Origin of the sequence: Marinovum sp. PR37, assembly GCF_028807375.1 — a bacterium.
GTDB lineage: Bacteria > Pseudomonadota > Alphaproteobacteria > Rhodobacterales > Rhodobacteraceae > Marinovum > Marinovum algicola.
Window position 1 is genome coordinate 171,744 of record NZ_JARAML010000003.1, and the last position, 24,024, is coordinate 195,767.

Here is a 24,024-nt window from a genome sequence, read left to right on the forward strand (position 1 = left end):
TGCGCGAAAGCCTCAGTCGCAAATCAAACCGCCGTCAGCGCGCGGATCGCCGCCGAGGTGGGTTTGAAAGGCCACTGCTTTCCGGATAAGTCGGACAAAACGAATTTCGGGTGGATCCAGTCATGAAACGTTTCGCAGTCCTGCTTCTGCCTCTGGTCTTTCTGGTTGCGGCCTGCACCACGACGCCCTCGGGCCCGCCGCAGCTTGGCCCCGACGGCAAGCCGCTGCCCAAGGTCTATCGCCTCGGCGCCGGCGACGAAGGCCGGGTGCAGTTCCGCATGCTCGACGCGGTCAACGCTCTGCGCGAAGCGCGCGGGCTGGCAAACGTGCAGCTCAACGCCCAGCTCAACGCCGCCGCCGCCACCCATGCGCGCGACATGTCGGTGCAGAACCGGCCCTGGCACTTCGGCTCTGACGGCTCTTCGCCGATCGACCGGGTGGCGCGGGTCGGCTATCGCGGCCGGATGCTGGGCGAGGCGATCTCGGAAACCTATGAGACCGAGCTGGAAACCCTGGCCGCCTGGATGGAAGAGCCGGGCACGCGCGACGTGATCCTCGCGCCCGATGCCCGCGACATGGGCTTTGCCTACTTCCAGGAATCCAACGGCAAGATCTGGTGGACCATGGTTCTGGGTGCCCCCGGCGCGCCGGGCTATCGGCCAGATGCCGCGATCGCCACCGGCCCGGCCGGCCTGCAACCGATCGAGGATATCGCCGCCGCCGCGATCAACCTGTCCGAAGACGGCTCCTGAACGCCGTCAAACCGCCGCCCGCGACCGGGTGAGCGACAGGAAGACGTCTTCGAGATCGGCCTCCTGGGTCTTGACGTCGCGAATGCGGATGCCCGCGGCCCGCACCGCGCCCAAAACGTCTTCGGCGCTGGTGTCCTGGCTGCGGTACTGCACGAAGATCGCATCGCCCTTGCGGCTGACATCCAGCCCCGGCGCCTCGGGCAGGGTCTCGACCGCGCCTTCGGGGTGAATGACCATCGCCTTGGCATCCAGCCGCCCCAGCAGGTTGGCGGTGGAATCCCGCGCCGCCACCTCGCCGTGATTGACGATGGCGATCTCGTCGCACATTTCCTCGGCCTCTTCGAGGTAGTGCGTCGTCAGGATGATCGTCATGCCCCGCTCGCGGTTGAGCTTGCGCACGTTGTCCCAGAGCATCTGCCGCAGCTCGATGTCGACCCCGGCCGTCGGTTCGTCGAGCACCAGAATGCGCGGATGATGCACCAGCGCCTTGCCCAGCAGCAGCCGCCGCCGCATCCCGCCCGACAGGGTGCGGGCATAGGCGTTGGCCTTGTCCTCGAGCCCGACCATGGCAAGGATCTCGTCGCTGCGCCGTTCCGATTTCGGCACGCCGTAGAGCCCGGCCTGCACCTCGAGCGCGGCGCGCGGGGCAAAGAACGGATCGAGGTTCAGCTCCTGCGGCATCACGCCGATGGCGGCGCGCGACTGGCGCGGGTTCACATCCTGGTCGAAGCCCCAGATCTTGACCGAGCCCGCGGTCTTGATCACCAGCCCGGCGAGGATGTTGATCAGCGTCGACTTGCCCGCGCCATTGGGGCCGAGCAGGCCAAAGACCGAGCCCTCGGGGATATCGAGATCGATCCCTTTCAGCGCCTCCTTGGCAGGGGCGTTCTTTTGCGCGGCATAGGTCTTTTTCAAGCCGCGAATCTCGATGGCTGACTGGGTCATGCAGAGTTCCGTTTGATCGTGACGCCCTTGGGATACCGTGCCTGACGCCCGGCTTAAACCGGCAATCAGGCCGGCGTCTCCGCTTTGTCGCCGGCGTCGCCCCGCCGCGACAGCGCGGTTTCGATCCGCGCCGCACGGGGATTTTTGCCATCGGCATTGGCCGGCCAGCCTTCGCGCTGCGCGTTGCGGTCGCCGTCGGTCTCTTCGGTCTGGTCGTGAAACAGCACCATCCGCGTCGGATAGGGCATGTCGACCCCCTTGGCATCGAGCGCGTTGTAGACCTCCTTGATCACCCGCGCAAAGACTTGCACCACGTCGGCGCGCGGCGATTTCGTCCACCAGCGCAGACGGACCGTGTTGCCGTCGGCGTCCATCGACCAGGGCAGCGCCTCGGGGGCCGGATCGCCCAGCACACCGTCGACCTGGGTGCAGGTCTCGACCATGATCTTGCAGGCGCGGTCGAAATCGTCGGAACAGCCGATCTGGATGTCATATTGCGAGCGCCGGGTGTCATAGGCGGTATTGACGGTGACCGCATCGGTATAGATGTCGGCATTGGGGATGACGACGCGGCGGCCGTCATAGGTCTTGATCAGCGTCGCCCGGGTCTCGATCCGCTCGACCGTGCCTTCGAAACCGCCCGAGACGATCTGATCGCCGACTTCGAAGGGCTGGCGCAACAGGATCAGGATGCCGGCCAGCATGTTTTGCAGGATGTCCTTGAAGGCAAAACCGATGGCCACCGAAGAGATGCCGAGGCCGGCAAAGAGATCGCCCGGCGTCACCGAGGGCGCGATGATGGTGATCGCCAGCATGACGCCGACGATGATGATCGCCCAGCGCACCAGCGCGCCGCCGACGTCGCCCAGGCTCGGGCGGTCGTGCTTGTGGCCCGCGCGCGCCAGAAGGCGGCCGATCCAGCCGGCAGCAAACCAGAACAGCAAGAGCACGACAAGGCCGACCGCGAGGTTCGGCAGCAGGCGAAAGAAGCCGTCGAGCCAAGTATCGATCTTTTCAAAGATGTTGCCGACGTCCGCGTCAACCTGTTCGATCCCGGTTTCGTCCTGCTCCATCCTGTCCCGCCTTTCGTGCTGCACGTGGCCAAGGACATGGCGCGGCCGCCTGCGAGGTCAAGCGGGCCGGGCCGAAGCTCTTGCCGAAGCGCCATGGATCGCTATCATGCAGCCCGATTGCGCGGCCCGCCGCGCCGACCGGAAACAAGCGAGACTGACATGACCATCGCCCCGCCCGAAACCAAGATCGTTGCCGCCAACCGGGTTGCCTGCGACGGCGGCGAATCCGCGCTGGGCCATCCCCGCGTCTGGCTGATGATCCCGGCCAAGACCGGCTGGGTCGAATGCCCCTATTGCGACACCAAATACGTGCACCGCGATTTCGCCGAGGCGGCGGAAAAATGACGCTGCGTCGCGTCTCGGCGGGGCTTCTGGCACTGGCGGTGGTGGCAACGCTCGCCACCCGCATCGCGCTCAACATGGAGGCCAATGGCACCACGCTGCCCGAGGCGCTCTGGGGGATCTATCGCTATTTCACCATCTGGACCAATACCGCCGTGGCACTGGCCGCCGGGCTGATCGCCCTGCGCGGTCGGCTTGACGGGCGGATCAGCGGCGGGCTGGTGATGGCGATTGCCGCCGTCGGCCTCGTCTATCACGCGCTGCTGGCCCATCTCAGCGATTATGCCGGGCTCGAGCTGCTGCTCGACGAGATGCTGCATACCGTGGTGCCGATCTGGTTCGTACTGCACTGGCTGGCCTTCGAACCGAAAGAACGCGCCCGCCCGGCCGCTCTGCCCGCCTGGCTGGCCTTTCCGGCGGTCTATTGCTTCTATGCGCTGGGCCGCGCCGCGTTCGACGGGGTCTATCCCTATTTCTTCCTCGACATCCCCGAACAGGGGCTGGTGCAGGTGCTGATCAACATCGCCGGGCTGATTGCCGCCTTCGCGGTGCTCGGCGGCATCATCCTGCTAGTGGCGCGCATGCTCTCGGTCCGGCAGCTGGCGCAGCACGGCTGAGGCCGGAAACCGCGGAACCGAAAAAGAGACGCAGAGGGCGGCTGGTCTTGCCCGGCCGGGCGTGGCATGAAACGGGCCGACGCCAGTGGAGGGATGCGCAATGTCGCAACAATTCGGCAAGGGATGCCATCTGCATCTGATCGACGGATCGGCCTATATCTTTCGTGCCTATCACGCGCTGCCGCCGCTGACGCGCAAGTCCGACGGGCTGCCGATCGGCGCGGTCTCGGGGTTCTGCAACATGTTGCAGAAGTTCGTCGAGGACAACGCCGGCCCCAATGCGCCGACCCATGTGGCGGTGATCTTCGACAAGGGCAGCCATACCTTCCGCAACGACCTCTACGATCTTTACAAGGCCAATCGCGAGGCCATGCCCGAGGATCTGCGGCCGCAAATCCCGCTGACCCGCCGCGCCACCGAGGCCTTCAACATCGCCTGCAAGGAGCTGGAAGGCTTTGAGGCCGATGACATCATCGCCACCCTCGCCTGTCAGGCGCGCGCGGCCGGGGGGCGGGTGACCATATTGTCATCTGACAAGGATCTGATGCAGCTCGTGGGCGACGGCGTCGACATGCTCGACCCGATGAAGAACAAGCGCATCGACCGCGAGGGCGTGATGGAGAAATTCGGCGTCGGGCCGGAGCGGGTGGTGGATGTGCAGGCCCTGGCCGGCGACAGCGTCGACAACGTGCCCGGCGCGCCCGGCATCGGCATCAAGACCGCCGCGCTCTTGATCAACGAATACGGCTCGCTCGAGGATCTGCTCGACCGCGCCGCCGAGATCAAGCAGCCGAAACGCCGCCAGACCCTGATCGAGAAACGCGAACAGATCGAGATTTCCAAGAAGCTGGTGCAGCTTGATTGCGACATGGTTCTGCCCTTCACGCTGGACGATCTGGAAGTGCGCGACCCGCATGCCGAGACGCTGCTGGCCTTTCTGTCCGAGATGGAATTCCGCACCCTGACCAAGCGCATTTCCGACAAGCTGGGCGTCGAGGCGCCGGCGATCCCGGAGCCGGTGCAAGAGGCGCCGGAGGCGCAGGCCGAGCAGGTGCCTATCGCCCCGGAGACCTATGAATGCGTGCGCGACGCCGCGGCGCTTCAGCTCTGGATCGACCGGATCAACGACCGGGGCTATGTGGCGGTGGACACCGAGACCACCGGGCTCAACGAGATGCGCGCCGATCTGGTGGGCCTCTCGCTCTGTGTCACGCCGGGACAGGCCTGCTACATCCCGCTGGCCCATCGCGCCGCCGGCACCGACGATCTCTTCGGCTCGGACGATCTGGCCGAGGGGCAGATGGACCTCGAGGAATGCCTGGCGCTGCTGAAGCCGGTGTTCGAGGATCCGGCGGTGCTCAAGATCGGCCAGAACATGAAGTATGACGCCAAGATTCTGGCCCGCAACGGCATCAACGTGGCGCCGATCGACGACACCATGCTGATGTCTTATGCGATGAACGCCGGGCTGCACAATCATGGCATGGACGCGCTCTCGGAACGCTACCTGTCGCACAGCCCGATCCCGATCAAGGAGCTGCTGGGCACCGGCAAGGCCCAGATCACCTTTGACAGGGTCGCGATCGACAAGGCCGTCGGCTATGCGGCCGAGGATGCCGACATCACGCTGCGGCTCTGGCAGGCCTTCAAGCCGCAACTGCACCGCAAGAGCGTGACCCGGGTTTATGAACGGATGGAACGGCCGCTGGTGCCGGTGCTGGCGGAGATGGAGATGCATGGCATCAAGGTCGACCGCGACACGCTCTCACGCATGTCGAACGCCTTTTCCCAGAAGATGGCGGCGCTGGAGGACGAGATCCACGAGCTGGCGGGGCGCAAGTTCAACGTCGGCTCGCCCAAGCAGCTGGGCGAGATCCTGTTCGACGAGATGGGCATCGAAGGCGGCAAGAAGGGCAAGACCGGCGCCTATGGCACCGGCGCCGATATCCTCGAGGATCTGGCGACGCTGCACGATCTGCCGGCGCGGGTGCTGGACTGGCGGCAGTTGTCGAAGCTGAAATCCACCTATACCGACGCGCTGCAAGAGCATATCCACCCCGACACCGGGCGGGTGCACACCTGTTATTCGATTGCCGGGGCCAACACCGGGCGTCTCGCCTCGACCGACCCGAACCTGCAAAACATCCCGATCCGCACCGAGGAAGGCCGCCGCATCCGCGAGGCTTTCGTGGCCGAGCCGGGCAATGTGCTGGTCTCGCTCGACTACAGCCAGATCGAACTGCGCATCCTGGCGCATATCGCCGGCATCGACGCGCTGAAAGAGGCCTTCCGCGAGGGCCAGGACATCCACGCCGCCACCGCGTCCGAGATGTTCGGCGTGCCGCTGGACGAGATGACGCCCGAGGTGCGGCGACAGGCCAAGGCGATCAACTTTGGCGTCATCTATGGCATTTCCGGCTTCGGCCTCGCGCGCAACCTGCGGATCCCGCGCGCCGATGCCCAGGGCTTCATCGACCGCTATTTCGAGCGGTTCCCGGGGATCAAGGAATACATGGATCAGACCGTGGCCTTCGCCAAGGAACACAAGCGCGTCGAAACGCTCTTTGGCCGGCAGATTCACACACCCGAGATCGGCGCCAAGGGGCCGCACGCCGGATTTGCCAAACGCGCGGCGATCAACGCGCCGATCCAGGGCACGGCGGCGGACATCATCCGTCGGGCGATGATCCGCATGCCCGAGGCGATTGCGGGGCTGCCGGCCCGGATGTTGTTGCAGGTGCACGACGAACTCTTGTTCGAGGTGGATGCGGCGGCGGCCGAAGAGCTGATTTCGGTGGCGCGCGCGGTGATGGAAGGCGCGGCAGACCCGGTGGTGAAGCTCGACGTGCCGCTGGTGGCGGATGCCGGGCAAGGGGCCAACTGGGCGGAGGCGCATTGATTGGGGCGAATTTGGCGGGCGCGCCCCGGACCTGATCCGGGGCCTCCCGCGCCAAGAGGTCCCAGATCACGTCCGGGACGGGGTCAGGGAAGCTCGGCGGACGGAATCACTTGGAAGAAGGTGCCGGAAGACCACAGCCCGAACCAGCGCTCGCCCTCGACCGCGTGATGCGCGCCGATCTCGACCAGCCGGTAGAAACTCTTCCGGTCGATCAGCGCCTCCAGCTCGGCCCGCACCAACACATAAGGCGACGGCTCGCCGGTCTCGGCATCGCGCTCCACCCGGATCGGCGCCTCCGGCCCCGCCACCGTGAAATCGCCGACATTGGTCTCGAAGGTCAGCACCTGGTCGCGGCCCTCTCCGGCAACCTCGAAATCCACCGCCACAAACGGCGCATCGTCGACGGTGATTCCGACCTTTTCGACCGGCGTCACCAGCACGTAGCGCGCGCCGTCCTTGCGCAGGATGGTGGAAAACAGCCGCACCAGCTCTTTTCTGCCGATCGGCGTCCCGAGATAGAACCAGGTGCCATCCCGTGCGATCCGCATGTCGAGATCGCCGCAATCCGGCGGATTCCACAGATGCACCGGCGGCAGGCCCTTGCCCTGCGACGCCGCCTTGGCCGAAGCGGCGATCCCCTCGGCCGAGGGCTGCACGCGATTTTGTGACGTCATTGCTTTTGCCATTTCCCGTTTCAACGATACACTCACAGCCAAGGACAAAGTGTGCAAGGAGCCTTTTTCATGAATGACGTCCCCGATCTCGTCGCCGAAATCGAGGCGCTGGAAGACAAGCTCGCCCTTGCACGCGCCTCGATCACCAAGCGGTTCATCGGCCAGGAGCGGGTGGTCGACCTGACGCTTTCGGCGCTGCTCTGCGGCGGCCATGCGCTGCTGATCGGCCTGCCCGGCCTGGGCAAGACCCGGCTGGTCGAAACCCTGTCGACCGTCATGGGCCTCGATGGCAACCGCATTCAGTTCACCCCCGACCTGATGCCTGCCGACATCCTCGGCTCCGAGGTTCTGGAAACCTCGTCGGACGGCAGCCGCGCCTTCAAGTTCATCGAGGGCCCGGTGTTCTGCCAGCTCCTGATGGCCGACGAGATCAACCGCGCCAGCCCGCGCACGCAATCGGCGCTGTTGCAGGCGATGCAGGAAAAACAGGTGACCGTGGCGGGCGAAAACCGCACCTTGGCGGCGCCGTTCCACGTGCTGGCCACGCAGAACCCGATCGAGCAGGAAGGCACCTATCCGCTGCCCGAGGCGCAGCTCGACCGCTTTCTGGTGCAGATCGACGTGCTTTATCCCGACCGCGACACCGAGCGCGACATTCTGCTGGCCACCACCGGCGCCACCGAGGAAGCGGCGCATGAGGTCTTTACCGCCGAAGAGCTGATCGCGGCGCAGGCCCTGCTGCGGCGCATGCCGGTGGGCGAAAGCGTGGTCGAGATGATCCTCGATCTGGTGCGGGCCTTCCGGCCGGACGAGCCGGAAGCCTCTGACAAGGTGCGCGAAAACGTCGCCTGGGGCCCCGGCCCGCGGGCCGCGCAGGCGTTGATGCTGACGGTGCGCGCCAGGGCGCTGATCGATGGCCGGCTGGCGCCCTCGGTCGAGGATGTGCTCGACATGGCGCGGCCGGTGCTCACCCACCGCATGGCGCTCAATTTCGCAGCGCGGGCACGCGGCATGTCGCTGAGCGACCTGATCGACGAGACCGCAACAGGCTTGATGCGGGCCGAGGCGGCTGCGTGAGCCACAGCCCCGCCCATCTGCGCGCAAGATCCGAGGCCGAGGCGGCCACCCTGCCGCCGCTTCTGGCCAAGGCCGAGCATCTGGCCGGCACGGTGCTCCTGGGTGAACACGGCCGGCGGCGCGCCGGCATGGGCGACGATTTCTGGCAATACCGGCCGGCGCAACCCGGCGACCGACGGCGCAGTATCGACTGGCGCCGCTCGGCCCGGTCCGATGGCACCTATGTGCGCGAACGCGAATGGCAGATCGCCCAGAGCGTCATGCTCTGGGTCGATCAGGCGGCCTCGATGCGGTTTGCCTCTGACACGGCCTTGCCGGAAAAGGGCGACCGGGCACGGCTCATTGCCATGGCCACCGCCGTGCTGCTGATCCGCGGCGGCGAACGGGTCGGCCTGACCGGTGGCGTGCTGCCGCCGCGTCGCGGCGAGCCCCAGCTGTTGCGGCTGGCGCAGGCGTTTTCCACCGACCAGCCCGAGGATTACGCCGAACCGGAAGCCCGGCTGATGCTGCCGCACGCCCGGGCGATTTTCATCTCGGATTTCCTTGCCGACAGCGCTCCGGTCGAGGCGGCGTTGACCAAGGCGGCCGACCGCGGGGTGCGCGGCGTGATCCTGCAAGTGCTCGACCCCAGCGAAGAGGCCTTTCCCTTCCGGGGCCGCACCATATTCGAAAGCGTCGGCAAGACGGTGCAGCATGAGACGTTGAAGGCGGGCGAACTGCGCGCCCGGTATTTGCAGCGGCTGGCGGACCGCAAGGATTGGCTGACGCAGGTGTCGCGGGCGACCGGCTGGCAATATGCGGTGCACCACACCGACCGCTCGGCGCATGAGGCGCTGCTCTGGCTCTATCGGGCGATGGAAGGCGTGCGATGACTTTGTTTGGTATAGGGTTCCTGTCCCCCTGGTTGCTTTTGGGGCTTCTGGCGCTGCCGATCCTCTGGATCATCCTGCGCGCGGTGCCGCCGGCACCGATCCGGCGGATGTTTCCGGCGGTGGTCCTGCTTCTGGGCCTGAAAGACGACGATCAGGTCACCGACCGCACCCCCTGGTGGCTGCTTCTGCTGCGCATCCTGGCGGTGGCGGCGGTGATCCTCGGCCTTGCCGGGCCGATCCTCAACCCGCGCGAGGCCGGCGAACGCGGCTCCGGGCCGCTGCTCATCGCAATGGATGCAAGCTGGGCCAGCGCCGGCGACTGGGCGGCGCAGCAGGAGGCTCTGGAGGCGCTGCTGCTCGAGGCGCAGCGCGACGGGCGCACCGTGGCGATGCTCCGGGTCAGCGACCCCGAGCCGTTGCAGTTCCAGGCCGCCGAGACCTGGCGGTCGCGCCTGCCGGGGCTGGCGCCGGAGCCCTGGCTGCCCGGTCAAGACCTCTATGCCGAGGCGGAAGCGGCCTTGGATGACGGCGCCTTTGACACGCTCTGGCTGTCTGACGGGCTGGCGCATGACGGGCGCGCCGATTTCCTCGCGGCGCTGGAATCGCATGGCGCGGTGCGGGTGGTGCAATCGGCCCGGCCGCTGGTGGTGATGGCGCCGCCGGGCTTTGCCGACGGGGCGATCGAGCTGACGCTGCGGCGGGTCGAGACCGCCGGCAGCTATGCCGCGCAGATTGCCGCTCATGGCCGCGATCCCTCGGGCAATGCCGCCGTGCTGGCCCGCGCCGGGGCGGAATTTGCCGATGGCGCCGCCGAGGCGCAGGTCTCGCTGTCGCTGCCCGCCGAGCTGCGCGGAAGGATCACCCACTTCGAGGTCGAGGGCCAGCGTTCGGCCGGCGCGGTGGCGCTGTCCGACGATTCCCTCAGGCGGCGCGAGGTGGCGCTGATTGCCGGCCGGGACGACCGCGAGGGGCTCGAGCTGCTCTCGCCGCTGCATTATCTCGAAAAGGCGCTGGAACCGAATGCCGACCTGTTGCAGGGCGCGCTGGGTGACATCCTGCCGGCCAACCCCGATGTGGTGGTGCTCGCCGATGTGGCGACCCTCGCCCCGGCCGAGGAAGACGCGCTGCTCGCCTGGGTGGAAAAGGGCGGGCTGCTGCTGCGCTTTGCCGGGCCCCGGCTTGCCGCCTCCGACGTGAGCCGCGCCGAGGAAGACGCGCTGATGCCGGTGCGCCTGCGCGCCGGCGGCCGCACCGTCGGCGGCGCCATGTCCTGGGGCGAGCCCAAAGCGCTGGCGCCCTTTGCCGAGGACAGCCCCTTTGCCGGGCTGCCGGTGCCGGAGGACGTGCGGGTCAGCGCTCAGGTCATGGCGCAGCCCGATCCGGTGCTGGCCGACCGGGTGATCGCGCAACTGGCCGACGGCACGCCGCTGGTGACCCGCAAGCGGATCGATCAGGGGCAGGTGGTGCTGGTGCATGTCACTGCCAATGCCGAATGGTCGACGCTGCCGCTGTCGGGGCTCTTCGTGCAGATGCTCGACCGGCTGGCGGTCTCCTCCTCGGCCACGACCCCAGATGCCGAAAGCCTCGAAGGCACCACATGGGAGCCGTTGCAGGTGATGGATGCCTTCGGCGCGCTGGAAGATGCCGGCACCCGGCCCGGTGTCGACGGGCCGGAGCTGGTGGCCGCCCGGCTTGGTCCCGATCTCTTGCCCGGTCTCTATCAGAGCGAAGACCGCCGGCTGGCGCGCAACGTGATCACCGCCGAAACCGAGCTTGCCGCCGCCAGTTGGCCGGCGCGCATCCCGGTCGAAGGGCTGAGCCGGCCGCGGGAAACCCCGCTGGCGGGACTGTTGCTGAGCCTCGCCCTGGCGCTGCTGGCGGTGGATGTGGTGGCCTCGCTGGCGTTGGCCGGACGGCTCACCGGCGGGATGAGAACCGCCGCCGTGGTGCTTCTGGCGTTGGGCGCAAGCCCGCCCCCGGCCGCCGCCCAGAGCACCGACGATTTCGCCCTGGCGGTCACCTCGGAGGTGGTGCTGGGCCATGTGCTGACCGGCGATCCGCAGCTCGACCAGATGGCCTATGAGGGGCTGACGGGGTTGAGCGAAACGCTGTTCTTCCGCACCTCGGTCGAACCGGCAGAGCCGATCGGCGTCGATCTCGAGACCGACGAACTGGCGTTCTTTCCCTTTCTCTACTGGCCGGTGTCGGCGGATCAGCCGATCCCCTCGGATGAGGCCTATGCCAAGCTGAACGAATACCTGCGCTCCGGCGGGATGATCCTGTTCGACACCCGCGATGCCGATATCGCCGGCTTTGGCGCCGCCTCGCCCAACGGCCAGCGGCTGCAACGGCTGGCACAGCCGCTCGACATTCCGCCGCTGGAGCCGGTGCCGGAAGATCACGTGCTCACCCGCACCTTCTATCTGTTGCAGGATTTCCCCGGCCGTCATGTCGGCCGCGACGTCTGGGTCGAGGCCGCGCCGCCGGATGCCGAACGGATCGAAGGCATGCCATTCCGCAATCTCAATGACGGGGTGACGCCGGTGGTGATCGGCGGCAATGACTGGGCGGCGGCCTGGGCGATGGACGAGAGCGGCAACCCGATCTATCCGGTCGGCCGGGGCTATTCCGGCGAACGCCAGCGCGAGCTGGCCTATCGCTTCGGCGTCAACCTGATCATGCATGTGCTGACCGGCAACTACAAATCCGACCAGGTGCATGTGCCTGCTCTGCTCGACAGGTTGGGCCAATGACCGGAACGCTCATCTTCGACCCGATGCTGCCCTGGCCGGTGCTGGCGGGCGTCGGCCTGCTGGTGCTCTTTGCCGCCGGGCTGGCGCTCTGGCGCGGACTTTCCGGCTGGGGCCTCAGGCTTCTCGGCGGCCTGGTGGTGCTCGCCGCGCTGGCGCAGCCGGCCTATCAGGAGGAAGACCGCGCGCCACTGACCGATATCGTCATGCTGGTCGAGGATCAGAGCGCCTCGCAGCAGCTCGACGACCGCGCCGAGGTGACGGCGCAGGCCGCCGAAACGCTCGAGGCGCAGCTTTCGGCCCGCGACAATACCGAGGTGCGGCGGGTGCGCGTCGGCGACGGCGAGGGCGATCTCGGCACCCAGATGATGACCGCGCTCAATTCGGCCCTGGCCGAAGAGCCGCGCGGGCGGATCGCCGGGGTGATCGCGCTCTCCGACGGCCGGGTGCATGACATGGCCCGCGCGACGCAACTTCCGGCGCCGATGCACCTGCTGATGACCGGCCATGACGACGATTGGGACCGGCGGCTGATCGTGTCGAACGCCCCGGCCTTTGCCATCCTCGGCGAGCCGGTCACCCTGACCCTGCGGGTCGAGGACAGCGGCGCCGCGCCCGAGGCGGCCCGGACGCCGCTGCATGTCTCGGTCGATGGCGGCGAACCGATGGAATTCGACGTGCCGCTGGGCGAGTATATCGAGATCCCGGTCACCCTGCCGCATGGCGGGCGCAACGTGCTGCAATTCACCGTGCCGGAGGCCGAGGGCGAGCTGACCGGGCGCAACAATACCGCGTTGATCCAGATCAACGGCGTGCGCGACCGGCTGCGGGTGCTGCTGGTCTCGGGTGAGCCACATCCCGGCGGCCGGACCTGGCGCAACCTTCTGAAATCCGACAGTTCGGTCGACCTGGTGCATTTCACCATCCTGCGCCCGCCGGAAAAGCAGGATGGCGTGCCCGTGCGTGAGCTGTCGCTGATCGCCTTTCCCACCCGCGAGCTGTTTCTGGAGAAGATCGACGACTTCGACCTGATCATCTTTGACCGCTACAAGCGGCGCGGCATCCTGCCGGCGATCTACCTCGACAACGTGGCGCGTTATGTCGAAGAGGGCGGCGCGGTGCTGATCGCCTCGGGCCCGGATTTCGCCAGCGCCGATTCGCTTTATCGTTCGCCGCTGTCGGAGGTGGTGCCGGCCGCGCCCACGGCACGGGTGATCGAACAGGGCTATGCGCCCAGGGTCACCGAACAGGGCGCGCGCCACCCGGTCACCGTGGGGCTGGGCGATCCCGAGACCTGGGGCCGCTGGCTGCGCCAGATCGAAGTCGAGCCGGAACGCGGCGATATCCTGATGTCCGGCGTCGAGGACCGGCCGCTGCTGGTACTGGACCGGGTCGGCGAGGGCCGCGTCGCGCTGCTGGCCTCGGACCATGCCTGGCTCTGGAGTCGCGGTTTCGAGGGCGGCGGGCCGCAGCTCGAATTGCTGCGACGGCTGGCGCATTGGATGATGAAGGAGCCCGAGCTCGAGGAAGAGACGCTTTATGCCGAGGCCAGCGGCCAGACCATGCGGATCATCCGCCGCACGCTGGACGAAGCGGCCGGGCCGGTGACGGTGACCGGGCCGGACGGCGCCGAGGTGGTGCTCGAGTTGGAGGAGGTCAGCCCGGGCCGCTTCGAAGCGGTCTACGAAGGCCCGGAGATCGGACTCTACCGGCTGCGCGACGGCGATCTCGAGAGCGTGATCGGCCTGGGGCCGGCGGCACCGAAGGAATTCGAGCAGACGATCGCCACCGGCGCGGTGCTGGCGCCGCAAATCGACAGCCTGCGCGGCGGGGTGATGCCGCTCGACGACGGTCTGCCGCGGATTCGCAACGTGCGCGAAGGCCGGCCGGCGGCGGGGCGTGGCTGGATCGGGCTGACCCCGCGCGGCGCCTTCGAGACCCGCGACGTGACCCAGGTTGCCCTGCTGCCGCCCTGGCTGGTGCTGCTGCTGGCCTCGGGGCTGATCGTCGGCGCCTGGCTGCGCGAGGGGCGCCGCTAGGACCGGGGGGGGGCGCTGCCCCCGTCCCTGCGGGACTCCCCCGAGGGTATTTTCGGCAAGAGGAAGATATCAGTAGGTGCCGCGGCCCGCCGGCGAGAGCTTGACCTTGATCGGGCGGGACGACCAGCCATCCTCGGTGCAATGCACCCGGATCATCACCATGCGGATGCCATCGGGGATCATCACGCCGCGCAGCGAGCGGGTGAAGGGCTGTTCGTTGACATGCGGATGGGTCAGCCTGCGGAAGCCCAGCCGGTTGCCGTGGCGGTCGAGCACCTCCCAGCCATCGGCATAGTGATCCCAGCCGGTGTCGGCATGGCGCAGGGTGACCTCGAAGAGCCAGCCCATGTCGGGCTTGCTGACCTGGACCTTGACAATCTCGGGTTCGGCGGCCCGGGCGGTGAGTGGCAGCATGAGAAGCAGGGCGGCAATGGCGGCGCGGATCATCGGATCTCCGGTGTTTGCGCGGTCTGACCTTCGTCGGCAAGCAGCGCCTCGCGCGATTGCGAGGCAAATTCCCGGCGGTAGACCACGGCCAGCGTGAAGAGCACCGCCAGTATGAGAGGAACCGCGCCCAATAGCCATGCCGTCGCGGCCATGGCGAAGTAAATTGATCGTAATCCCTTGTTATAACTTCGTGCGGCGGTGATGTTGAGCGCCGCCGCCTTGCGCGCCCGGGGGTAGGCCGCCGGATCGGCCGGATCATTGGGCACCGCCGCCATGATCACCGCGCAGTAGCCGAACAGCCGGTGCGACCAGACGAATTTCAGGAAGCCGTTGACCGCCAGCAGGATCACCACCAGGAGCTTGAGTTCCCAGACGATGATCGGCGCGGTGTCGAGGGTGAGATCCTGGGCCACGCCGGCCAGGCGTTCGGCATTGCCGATCAGCGCCAGCATGCCGCCAATGGCGATCATGCAGGCCGAGGCAAAAAACGCCGTGCCCTGCCGCAGGATGCCGAGGATCTGGCTGTCGAAGATGCGCGGATCGCGGGTGACCATCTGCTCCATCCAGACGCGGCGGTATTCGGCGGTGAGATGCGAGACCGAGCCGCGCTTGCCGGGGTTTTCGATCACGAAACCGATGCCGATCCAGGCAACGAAGAGCAGCGTCAGCGCGGCGTAGTCCCAGGCGGTGAAGAAAAAGAGGCGGTCGGTCCAGGTCATCGCAGCACCGTAGCCGCGGCCGCGCGCAAGCGAAAGAGGGGCTGCGCGACAAGCGGGTTGCACTTTGGGTTAATTGGTTATATTTTCTTACCAATATCAGGAGAGCACCATGGATATGCCCCCTCCCCGGCCAGAGCGGCTGGCGCTGAAAACCGAGCTTGTGGCGCGGCTGACCGAGGCCTTGGGGCCAACGGGCGTGATTCATCAGCTGGCGGAACTGCGGGCCTATGAATGCGATGCGCTTTCGGCCTATCGCTGCCCGCCGATGGCGGCGGTGCTGCCGCGGGACACCGCCGAAGTGGCCGCCGTGCTGCGCATCTGCCACCGGATGTCGGTGCCGGTGGTGCCGCGCGGCGCCGGCACCTCGCTGGCCGGGGGCGCGCTGCCGACGGCGGATTGCGTCATCCTGGGCGTGGCGCGGATGAATGCGGTGCTGGAGACCGATTTTGCCAACCGGGTGATCCGGGTGCAGACCGGGCGCACCAACCTGAGCGTGACCGGCGCGGTGGAGGAGGACGGGTTCTTTTACGCCCCCGACCCCTCGAGCCAGCTCGCCTGCGCCATTGCCGGCAATATCGCGATGAATTCCGGCGGGGCGCATTGCCTGAAATACGGGGTGACCACCAACAACCTGCTCGGCGTCACCATGGTGCTGATGGATGGCAGCGTGGTCGAGATCGGCGGTGCGCATATGGACGCCGGCGGGCTCGACCTTCTGGGGGTGATCTGCGGCAGCGAGGGGCAATTGGGCGTGGTGACCGAGGCCAGCTTGCGCATCCTGCCCAAGCCCGAGGGCGCGCGCCCGGTGCTGATGGCCTTTGACAGCAATGCCGTGGCCGGGGCCTGTGTCTCGGATATCATCAAGGCCGGGATCCTGCCGGTGGCGATCGAATTCATGGACCGGCCCTGCATCCGCGCCTGCGAGGATTTCGCCCAGGCCGGCTATCCCGATTGCGAGGCGCTGCTGATCGTCGAGGTCGAGGGCTCGGAGGCCGAGATCGACGACCAGCTGACCCGGATCAAGGCGATTGCCCGGCGCCATGACCCGCTGGAACTGCGCGAGGCGCGCGATGCCGATGAGGCCGGGCGCATCTGGCTCGGGCGCAAGAGCGCCTTTGGCGCCATGGGGCAGATCAATGACTACATGTGTCTCGACGGTACGATCCCGGTGTCGGCGCTGCCGCAGGTGTTGCAGCGGATTGGCGAAATGAGCCGCGACTACGGGCTGGAGGTGGCCAATGTGTTTCACGCCGGCGATGGCAACATGCATCCGCTGATCCTCTATGACGCCAACAAGCCCGGCGATCTCGAGCTTTGCGAGCGCTTCGGGGCGGATATCCTGAAGCTCTGTGTCGAGGTCGGCGGCTGTCTGACCGGCGAGCACGGGGTCGGCATCGAGAAACGCGACCTGATGTGGCACCAGTACGAGGCGGCGGATCTCGAGGCGCAGATGGCGGTGAAGGATGTGTTTGATCCGGCCTGGCTGCTCAACCCGGCCAAGGTGTTTCCGCTCGATGCCTCCGAGGCGCGGCGCGGGCGGCCGGCGGCGGCGTGAATGCGGCCTCGGGCCTGCCCGAAGGCAATCTCAAACAGAAGAAGACGGATCATGCGACCTGACAGCGAGGCCGAACTGGCGGAGATGATTGCGGCGGCCGAAGCGCCGCTGCGGATAGGCGGCGGCGGGACGCGCGATGTGGGGCGCGCGATTGCGGGTGACATGCTGGAGACCGGCGGGCTGTCGGGCATCCGGCTTTACGAACCCGGCGCGCTGACCATGGTGGCCGGGGCCGGAACGCCGCTTGCCGAGATCGAGGCGGCGCTGGCGGCGGAAGGCCAGCGGCTGGCCTTTGAACCGGGCGACTGGCGCGGGCTTCTGGGCACCGAGGGCGAAAGCACCATCGGCGGCGTCGTGGCGGCCAATGTCAGCGGGCCGCGGCGGGTGACGGCGGGGGCCTGTCGGGATTTCATGCTGGGAGTGCGCTTTGTCGATGGCGCCGGGCGCATCGTCAAGAACGGCGGGCGGGTGATGAAGAATGTCACCGGTTACGACCTGGTGAAGCTGATGAGCGGGTCCTGGGGCACCTTGGGCGTGCTGAGCGAGGTCTCTTTCAAGGTGCTGCCCGAGGCCGAGGCCAGGGGGGTGCTGCTGTGCGAAGGGCTGAGCGACGTGCAGGCGGTTTCGGCCCTGTCGCGCGCCCTTGGCGCACCTTGGGAGGTCAGCGGCGCGGCGCATTTGCAGCGCGGTCTCGACGGGGCGCCGGTGACGATGATCCGGGTCGAGGGGCTGGCGGATTCGGTCGCCTATCGCTGCGGAGAATTGCAGAAGCTGCTGGCCGATATCGGCGATTTCACCGTGGAGCGCGATCCCGAGCGGACCGCGGCCGGCTGGCGGTATATTCGCGACGTGGCGCCGTTTCACGGGCGCGCCGGCGAGGTCTGGCGGCTTTCGGTCACGCCGAGCAAGGCGCCGGAGATCGTCGCGCGGCTGGACGGGGCCGAGGCGGTATACGACTGGGGCGGCGGGCTGGTCTGGGTGCTGGTACCCGACGGGACGCCGGTGCGCGCGGCCCTGACCGGCGGCCATGCGACGCTGTTCCGGGCCTCGGCGGCACGGCGGGCCGAGGCCGGGGTGTTCCAGCCCCAGCCCGCGCCGCTGGCGGCGCTCGAGGCCGGGCTGCGGGCGAAATTCGATCCGAAGGGCATCCTCAATCCGGGGCTGATGGGGTAACAGATGCAGACGACATTCACCGAAGAGCAATTGCAGGATCCCGGCACAGCGCGGGCCAACGAGATCCTGCGCGCCTGCGTGCATTGCGGCTTTTGCACTGCCACCTGCCCCACCTACCAGGTGCTGGGTGACGAGTTGGACAGCCCGCGCGGCCGCATCTACCTGATCAAGGACATGCTGGAGAACGAGCGGGTGCCCGACCCGACGACGGTCAAGCACATCGACCGCTGCCTGTCCTGCCTGGCCTGCATGACGACCTGCCCGTCGGGCGTGCATTACATGCACCTAGTCGATCACGCGCGGGAATATATAGAGAAGAACTACGACCGGCCCTGGGGTGACCGGGCGCTGCGCTGGCTGCTGGCGCGGATCCTGCCTTATCCGGGGCGGTTCCGGCTGGCGTTGCTGGGCGCCAAAATCGGCCGGCCCTTTGCGCGCTTTCTGCCCGATCCGCGGCTGCGCGCCATGCTGGAGATGGCGCCGAAGCGCATTCCGCCGGTCAGCCGCAACGACGATCCGCAGAGCTTTGCGCCCGAGGTGCCGCGCAAGAAGCGGGTGGCGCTGATGACCGGCTGTGCGCAGAAGGCGCTCAACACTGATATCAACGACGCCACCATCCGCCTGCTGACCCGGCTGGGCTGCGAAGTGGTGGTGGCCCGCGGCGCCGGCTGTTGCGGTGCGCTGACCCATCACATGGGCAAGACCGGCGAGAGCCATGCCGCGGCGGCAAAGAACATCCGCGCCTGGACGGCCGAGATCGACGGCGCGGGCCTGGATGCCATTGTCATCAACACCAGCGGCTGCGGCACCACGGTCAAGGATTACGGACATATGTTTCGCAACGATCCGCTGGCGGCAGAGGCGGCGCGGGTGTCGGAGATCGCGATGGATATCAGCGAGCTCTTGATGACGCTCGACCTGCCGGAAGGCGCCGACAAGGGGCTCTGCGTGGCCTATCACGCCGCCTGTTCGCTGCAACACGGGCAAAAGATCAAGACCCATCCCAAGACCCTGCTGAAACGCGCCGGTTTCACCGTCGCCGAACCGGCCGACAGCCATCTGTGCTGCGGCTCGGCCGGCACCTACAACCTGATGCAGCCGGAGATTTCCGGCCAGCTCAAGGCGCGCAAGGTCACGACACTCGAGGCGGTCAGCCCGGATGTGATCGCCGCCGGCAACATCGGCTGCATGATGCAGATCGGCAGCGGCACCGGCGTGCCGGTGGTGCATACGGTCGAGCTTCTGGATTGGGCCACCGGTGGGCCGACGCCGCCCGCGCTCGCGCCGGAATGATACACCGAAAATGCCGCATTTTCGCCCAAAGTGCTTGATAGCCCGGTGAAAAGACCATCGGGAGGCAGACCGTGCGCATCCTTTTCCTGCTTTTCGCCGCGCTGCTTTCGGCGACGGCGGCCTGGGCTGACATCCATCGCCTGCGACAGCTCAACACCGGCGACGAAAGCCGGGGATGGGAGGCCGTGGGCCGGGTCGATTTTGACACCTCGGGGTTCTGCACCGGGGTGCTGGTGGCCCCCGACCTGGTGCTGACCGCCGGGCATTGCCTTTATGACAAGACCACCGGCCGCAAATTCACCGCGTCGGAAATCCGCTTCAGCGCCGGGCTGCGCAATGGTCGCGCCTCCGCCTATCGGGCGGTGAAACACGCGGTACTGCACCCGCGCTATCGGTTCTCGCGCAACACCGATGCCGCCCAGGTCAGAAACGACGTGGCGCTGCTGCAACTGGCCCGGCCGATCCGCACCACCGAGGTGGCGCCGTTCGACACCGCCGGCCGGCCCGGGCCGGGCGCGCGGATCAGCGTGGTGAGCTATGCCCATGACCGCGCCGAGGCGCCCTCGCTGCAAGAGGCCTGCGAAGTGGTCGATCGGCGGCGCGGCGTGCTGGTGATGTCCTGCGATGCCGATTTCGGGGCCTCGGGCGCGCCGGTGTTTTCGCTGGCCAGCGGCGAGCCGCAGATCGTGTCGCTGATCTCGGCCAAGGCGGAATCGAACGGCACGCCGGTCTCGCTCGGCACCTCGCTGGCAGAGCCGCTGGCGGTGCTGATGGTCGAGCTCAAGGCCCAGTCGCTGTTCCGGCAGGCCTCTGACAGAACGCGGCCGGGCGGGGCCAAGTTCATCCGCCCCTGAGCCGATGCCGATTGCGATCACGCTTGCGTGATCTTTCGTCCGAGGCGGGGTTCCGGCCCTCTTGAAACCGCGAGATCCATCCCCAAATCAGCCCTGTCCGGACGCCACAACGGGTCTGGACGCCTGACGCGCCTGTCCCGAAGGGAAGGCGCAACATAATGGTATCGCTCAATGGAGGATGACCCATGCGTAGCTTTGATTTTGCACCGCTTTACCGTGCAACCGTCGGCTTTGACCAAATGGCCGACCTTATGGATCGCGTTCTGGCCAATGATGTCCAGTCGCAGACCTATCCCCCCTACAACATTGAAAAGACCGCCGAAGATGCCTATCGCATCTCGATCGCCGTCGCAGGCTTTGCCGATCAGGACCTGAACGTCGAGGTGAAGGAAAAGGCGCTTGTCGTTTCGGCCCGCAAGGCCGAAGAGGACGAAGAGCGCAGCTATCTGCACCGCGGCATCGCCACCCGTGCCTTTGAACGCCGGTTCCATCTGGCCGATCACGTCAAGGTGGTGGGCGCCAGCCATGAAAACGGCATGCTGCACATCGACCTCGAGCGCGAGATCCCCGAGGCGCTGAAACCGCGCCGGATCGAGATTGCCAACGGCACCAAGGCGATCGAGAAAGACGTGGTTGACGCCAAGGCCGTCAACTAACGCACTTCGGCCCGTGTTCCGAGCCCCTCGGGTGTTCCGGGGGGCTTTTTCATGTCCGGGTGCCGTTTGCCTCTGGCAACCTCGGGCCGTTCTGCCATGATCCCCGCCGGGGGCGCAGACATGAAACTCGATCACATCGCAATCTCCGGTGAAACCCGCGATGCCGCCGCGGCCCATGTGCAGGCGACCCTGGGCATGGCACTGCGGCCGGGGGGCGCACACCGATATTTCGGCACCCACAACCACCTGCTGGGGCTGGCCGAGGGGCTCTATCTGGAGGCGATTTCGATCGACCCCGCGGCCCCGGTGCCGGCCTATCCACGCTGGTTCGGCCTCGATGACTTTGCCGGCGCGCCGCGGCTGACAACCTGGATTTGCCGCACCCAAGACCTGTCGACGCTGGTGCGCGACCTGCCCGAGGCGGGCGAGATCGTGGCCCTGGAGCGCGGCGATCTGAAATGGCGCATGGCGGTGCCGCCGGACGGGCATCTGCCCTTCGATGGCTGCTTTCCGGCCCTGATCCAGTGGGACAGCCCGACCCCGCCGGGCGAGACCCTGCCATCCTCGGGCTGCACGCTCGAATCCCTCACGGTCGCGCATCCCGAGGCCGACCGGTTGCACCAGCGGCTGGCGCCCTATCTGATGGACGCCCGCGTGCAGTTTCAGCCCGGATCGGCGCATCTCGAGGCGCGCCTGACGGGCCCGGCCGGCCCGGTAACCTTGCGATGATCGTCCGTTCGGCGAAGCCGCGCGACGCCCGCGGCATTGTCGATCTGGTCAATCCGGTGATCCGCGACACCGCCATCACCTTTACCACCGCCGAGAAATCCACCCGCGATATCGTCACCGCGATCCGCGACGGTGGCGCCTATTTCGTGGCCTGCGACGGCGACCGGATCATCGGCTATGCCTGTTACTTCCCGTTTCGCAGCGGGCCGGGCTATCGCCATACCAAAGAGCATTCCATCGCCCTTCTGCCCGAGGCGCGCGGCACCGGCGTCGGGCGGCGGCTGATGGCGCTGCTCGAGGACCACGCTCGCGCCCGCGAGGTGCATTCGCTCTTTGCCGGGGTTAGCGGCGAAAATCCCGATGGCGTCGCCTTTCACAAGGCGATCGGCTTTGCCGAGGTGGCGCGGCTGCCGGAGGTCGGACACAAGTTTGGCCGCTGGATGGACCTGGTTCTGCTGCAAAAAATGTTATGATTGTCACACTGACTTATGCCGCGCTGCGGTATAGGCTTGTCGCATGTCGATCTGGTCTCGCATATCCGCCGCCCTTTCCGCGCTTGCCAGCGGGGAACCGCTGAGCGACGTCTTTGACCGCCTGCGCACCCCGCCGGAACGCAGCGTGGCCTTTACCATCGCCGTCATCGCCCTGGGCGCCAAGATGGCCAAGGCCGACGGGCTGGTCAAAAAGGTCGAGGTCACGGCCTTTCGCGAGGTGTTTTTCATCGCTCCCGAGGACGAGGCGCAGGCCGCCCGTGTCTTCAACCTCGCGCGGCAGGACGTCGCCGGCTATGAGGATTACGCCCGCCGCGTGCGCGCGATGTTCGATGACACCCGCGCGCCGCTGACCGACCTGCTCGAGGGGCTGTTTCACATCGCCGTCTCCGATGGCAGCTATCATCCGGCCGAGGATGAATTCCTGCGCAATGTGGCCGCGATTTTCGGGCTGGATGATCGCCAGTTTCTGGCCCTGCGCACCCGCTTTGTCCCGGATGCCGACAAGGATCCCTATTCGGTGCTCGGCGTCAGCCCCGACATGCCGCTGGCCGAGATCCGCCGGATCTGGCGTCAGGCGGTCCGCGACAGCCACCCCGACCGGATGATCGCGCGCGGCGTGCCGGAAGAGGCGGTGCGGATGAGCGAAAAGCGCCTGATCGACATCAACAAGGCCTGGGAAGAGATCCAGGCCAGCCAGAGCGAACCCGCCTGATCAGGGCCGGATGGTGATCGGCGTGCCGTTGCGCACCATGGCATAGACGTCGCGCATCTCGGCATTGCTCACCGCGATACAGCCCGCCGTCCAGTCGCGCCCACCCTTGCGGTTCTTCCACGGTCGGCCGTGGATGAAGATGTCGCCACCGGGGCTGACCCCGGCGTCCCGCGCGCGGCGGATGTCCTCTTCATTCGGGTAATCGATGCCGATCGAGAGATAGAAGCTGCTGTTGGGATTGCGCCGGTCGATGCGGTATTCGCCCTCGGGGGTGCGGCCGTCGCCCTCCTGCGCCTTGTGGCCGGCGGGCGCAAATCCCAAGCCCACGTCATATTGTTCGAGCACCTGTGTGTCATGCAGCAGATACATCTTGCGCGCGCCCTTGTCGACGACCACGCGGGTGACCTCGGGGCCGGTATATGTATAGAACTTGCTGCACGCCGTGGCCGTGAGGGCCAAGGATACCAACAGGATTGCTCGAAGAACCCGCATCTGCACTGCCCCGGTTTTGATTTTTTCCCCTTATACCATGGGGCAAATCAGCCGCGAAGAGGCTTTATCTGCGCTGAGCGTCTTCCAGCCGTTTCTCGATCGCCTCAAGCCGCACCAGAACCTCGTCGCGATAGGTGTTGGTGGCGGCGGTATCCTCTTCGCTGTGAGCGTCCTGCATCGAGTTGACGATCAGGCCGACCAGAAGGTTCACCACCGCGAAGGTGGTGACCATGATGAAGGGCACGAAAAACGCCCAGGCGTAGGGATAGACCTCCATCACCGGGCGCACGATGCCCATCGACCAGCTTTCCAGCGTCATGATCTGGAACAGCGAATAGGCCGAGGCGCCAAGATCGCCGAACCAGTCGGGGAAGCTGTCGCCAAAGAGCTTGGTCGCCATCACCGCCGCGATATAGAAGATCAGCGCCATCAGAAGGAAGACACTGGCCATCCCGGGCAGCGCGGTCAGAAACCCCTCGACCACCCGGCGCAGGCGCGGCGCCACGGTCAGCAGGCGCAGCACCCGCAGGATGCGCAGGGCGCGCAGCACCGAAAGGCCCTGCGCCGCAGGCACCAGCGAAATGCCGACGATCACGAAATCGAAAATGTTCCACGGCCGGCGAAAGAAGCCGAGGCCCTGGGCGTACATCTTGAGCGCCAGTTCCACCACGAAGACCGCAAGGCAGGCCATGTCGAGCGCCACGATCAGCGGGCCGGCCTGCGCCATCAGCGGATCCGAGGTCTCGAGCCCGAGGATCACCGCGTTGAACAGAATCACCCCGATGATCGTGTTGCGCACCCATGCCTGTTCCAGCCATGCCGCCAGTCTGTCCCGCATCTGCCTGCCCCTTTTGTCCGGC

At 66.9% G+C, this 24,024-nt stretch carries 23 protein-coding genes; 16 read left to right on the top strand and 7 right to left on the bottom strand.

Going from position 1 to position 24,024, the window contains the following annotated elements:
• Positions 1-122 precede the first annotated feature (122 nt).
• Positions 123-752 carry a CAP domain-containing protein gene (locus PVW49_RS03960; protein ID WP_083416013.1) on the top strand — a complete coding sequence of 210 codons (630 nt, stop codon included), beginning with the start codon at positions 123-125 and terminating at the stop codon, positions 750-752.
• A gap of 6 nt (positions 753-758) precedes the next feature.
• Here PVW49_RS03960 and PVW49_RS03965 read toward each other — a convergent pair whose 3' ends face one another.
• Entirely contained in the window at positions 759-1,697 is a 939-nt protein-coding gene (locus tag PVW49_RS03965) for an ABC transporter ATP-binding protein (protein WP_048533513.1), read from the bottom strand.
• A gap of 65 nt (positions 1,698-1,762) precedes the next feature.
• Entirely contained in the window at positions 1,763-2,770 is a 1,008-nt protein-coding gene (locus PVW49_RS03970) for a mechanosensitive ion channel family protein (protein ID WP_244526480.1), read from the bottom strand.
• 159 nt (positions 2,771-2,929) lie between these two features.
• Here PVW49_RS03970 and PVW49_RS03975 point away from each other — a divergent pair, with 159 nt between their 5' ends.
• The 3 genes from PVW49_RS03975 to polA all read left to right on the top strand — a co-directional run bounded on the left by PVW49_RS03975 (position 2,930) and on the right by polA (position 6,628).
• Complete coding sequence (locus PVW49_RS03975; protein ID WP_048533515.1) at positions 2,930-3,115, top strand: zinc-finger domain-containing protein; 186 nt, start codon at positions 2,930-2,932, stop codon at positions 3,113-3,115.
• The gene (locus tag PVW49_RS03980) at positions 3,112-3,729 is read left to right on the top strand and encodes a Pr6Pr family membrane protein (RefSeq protein WP_048533516.1); all 618 of its coding nucleotides are present in this window, start codon (positions 3,112-3,114) and stop codon (positions 3,727-3,729) included. Before PVW49_RS03975 ends, PVW49_RS03980 begins: the two co-directional genes overlap by 4 nt.
• 100 nt (positions 3,730-3,829) lie before the next feature.
• The gene (polA, locus tag PVW49_RS03985; RefSeq protein WP_074836482.1) at positions 3,830-6,628 is read left to right on the top strand and encodes a DNA polymerase I; all 2,799 of its coding nucleotides are present in this window, start codon (positions 3,830-3,832) and stop codon (positions 6,626-6,628) included.
• Between the two features lie 83 nt (positions 6,629-6,711).
• Here polA and PVW49_RS03990 read toward each other — a convergent pair whose 3' ends face one another.
• Positions 6,712-7,302, bottom strand: a complete 591-nt coding sequence (locus PVW49_RS03990; RefSeq protein WP_274589944.1) for a DUF1285 domain-containing protein — start codon at positions 7,300-7,302, stop codon at positions 6,712-6,714.
• A 69-nt stretch (positions 7,303-7,371) separates the two neighbouring features.
• Here PVW49_RS03990 and PVW49_RS03995 point away from each other — a divergent pair, with 69 nt between their 5' ends.
• Genes PVW49_RS03995 through PVW49_RS04010 form a run of 4 tightly spaced genes read left to right on the top strand, consistent with a single transcriptional unit; the run spans position 7,372 to position 14,040 of the window.
• Positions 7,372-8,379, top strand: coding sequence for an AAA family ATPase (locus PVW49_RS03995; protein ID WP_048533519.1), 1,008 nt, complete (start codon positions 7,372-7,374; stop codon positions 8,377-8,379).
• On the top strand, positions 8,376-9,251 hold the full coding sequence (locus tag PVW49_RS04000; RefSeq protein WP_048533520.1) for a DUF58 domain-containing protein: 876 nt from the start codon (positions 8,376-8,378) through the stop codon (positions 9,249-9,251). Before PVW49_RS03995 ends, PVW49_RS04000 begins: the two co-directional genes overlap by 4 nt.
• Positions 9,248-12,004 carry a DUF4159 domain-containing protein gene (locus tag PVW49_RS04005; protein WP_274589945.1) on the top strand — a complete coding sequence of 919 codons (2,757 nt, stop codon included), beginning with the start codon at positions 9,248-9,250 and terminating at the stop codon, positions 12,002-12,004. The genes PVW49_RS04000 and PVW49_RS04005 overlap by 4 nt, the downstream gene beginning before the upstream one ends.
• Complete coding sequence (locus tag PVW49_RS04010) at positions 12,001-14,040, top strand: hypothetical protein (protein WP_274589946.1); 2,040 nt, start codon at positions 12,001-12,003, stop codon at positions 14,038-14,040. The genes PVW49_RS04005 and PVW49_RS04010 overlap by 4 nt, the downstream gene beginning before the upstream one ends.
• A 69-nt stretch (positions 14,041-14,109) precedes the next feature.
• On the opposite strand, the gene PVW49_RS04015 is transcribed toward PVW49_RS04010, so the two are convergent.
• Positions 14,110-14,487 carry a hypothetical protein gene (locus tag PVW49_RS04015; RefSeq protein WP_048533523.1) on the bottom strand — a complete coding sequence of 126 codons (378 nt, stop codon included), beginning with the start codon at positions 14,485-14,487 and terminating at the stop codon, positions 14,110-14,112.
• Positions 14,484-15,206 carry a DUF599 domain-containing protein gene (locus tag PVW49_RS04020; RefSeq protein ID WP_048533524.1) on the bottom strand — a complete coding sequence of 241 codons (723 nt, stop codon included), beginning with the start codon at positions 15,204-15,206 and terminating at the stop codon, positions 14,484-14,486. Before PVW49_RS04020 ends, PVW49_RS04015 begins: the two co-directional genes overlap by 4 nt.
• A gap of 109 nt (positions 15,207-15,315) precedes the next feature.
• Between PVW49_RS04020 and PVW49_RS04025 the strand changes: the two genes are divergently transcribed.
• The 8 genes from PVW49_RS04025 to PVW49_RS04060 all read left to right on the top strand — a co-directional run bounded on the left by PVW49_RS04025 (position 15,316) and on the right by PVW49_RS04060 (position 22,672).
• Positions 15,316-16,761 (top strand): FAD-linked oxidase C-terminal domain-containing protein, encoded by a 1,446-nt coding sequence (locus tag PVW49_RS04025; RefSeq protein ID WP_074836485.1) that lies wholly within the window; start codon positions 15,316-15,318, stop codon positions 16,759-16,761.
• 51 nt (positions 16,762-16,812) lie between these two features.
• Positions 16,813-17,934 carry an FAD-binding protein gene (locus PVW49_RS04030; RefSeq protein ID WP_274589947.1) on the top strand — a complete coding sequence of 374 codons (1,122 nt, stop codon included), beginning with the start codon at positions 16,813-16,815 and terminating at the stop codon, positions 17,932-17,934.
• A 3-nt stretch (positions 17,935-17,937) separates the two neighbouring features.
• Complete coding sequence (gene glcF / locus PVW49_RS04035; RefSeq protein ID WP_274589948.1) at positions 17,938-19,227, top strand: glycolate oxidase subunit GlcF; 1,290 nt, start codon at positions 17,938-17,940, stop codon at positions 19,225-19,227.
• Positions 19,228-19,298: 71 nt separating this feature from the next.
• Positions 19,299-20,081 carry a trypsin-like serine peptidase gene (locus PVW49_RS04040; RefSeq protein WP_338020384.1) on the top strand — a complete coding sequence of 261 codons (783 nt, stop codon included), beginning with the start codon at positions 19,299-19,301 and terminating at the stop codon, positions 20,079-20,081.
• A 185-nt stretch (positions 20,082-20,266) separates the two neighbouring features.
• A complete protein-coding gene (locus PVW49_RS04045) occupies positions 20,267-20,737 on the top strand; it encodes an Hsp20 family protein (RefSeq protein WP_048533529.1) in 471 nt (156 codons plus the stop codon).
• 120 nt (positions 20,738-20,857) lie between these two features.
• Positions 20,858-21,466: a VOC family protein gene (locus PVW49_RS04050; RefSeq protein WP_274589949.1), complete on the top strand. Its 609-nt coding sequence runs from the start codon at positions 20,858-20,860 to the stop codon at positions 21,464-21,466.
• On the top strand, positions 21,463-21,939 hold the full coding sequence (locus PVW49_RS04055) for a GNAT family N-acetyltransferase (protein ID WP_274589950.1): 477 nt from the start codon (positions 21,463-21,465) through the stop codon (positions 21,937-21,939). The genes PVW49_RS04050 and PVW49_RS04055 overlap by 4 nt, the downstream gene beginning before the upstream one ends.
• Positions 21,940-21,982: 43 nt before the next feature.
• Positions 21,983-22,672: a molecular chaperone DjiA gene (locus tag PVW49_RS04060; RefSeq protein WP_048533530.1), complete on the top strand. Its 690-nt coding sequence runs from the start codon at positions 21,983-21,985 to the stop codon at positions 22,670-22,672.
• On the opposite strand, the gene PVW49_RS04065 is transcribed toward PVW49_RS04060, so the two are convergent.
• Complete coding sequence (locus PVW49_RS04065) at positions 22,673-23,164, bottom strand: L,D-transpeptidase family protein (protein ID WP_274589951.1); 492 nt, start codon at positions 23,162-23,164, stop codon at positions 22,673-22,675.
• Positions 23,165-23,228: 64 nt separating this feature from the next.
• Entirely contained in the window at positions 23,229-24,002 is a 774-nt protein-coding gene (locus PVW49_RS04070; protein ID WP_274589952.1) for an ion transporter, read from the bottom strand.
• Positions 24,003-24,024 lie beyond the last annotated feature (22 nt).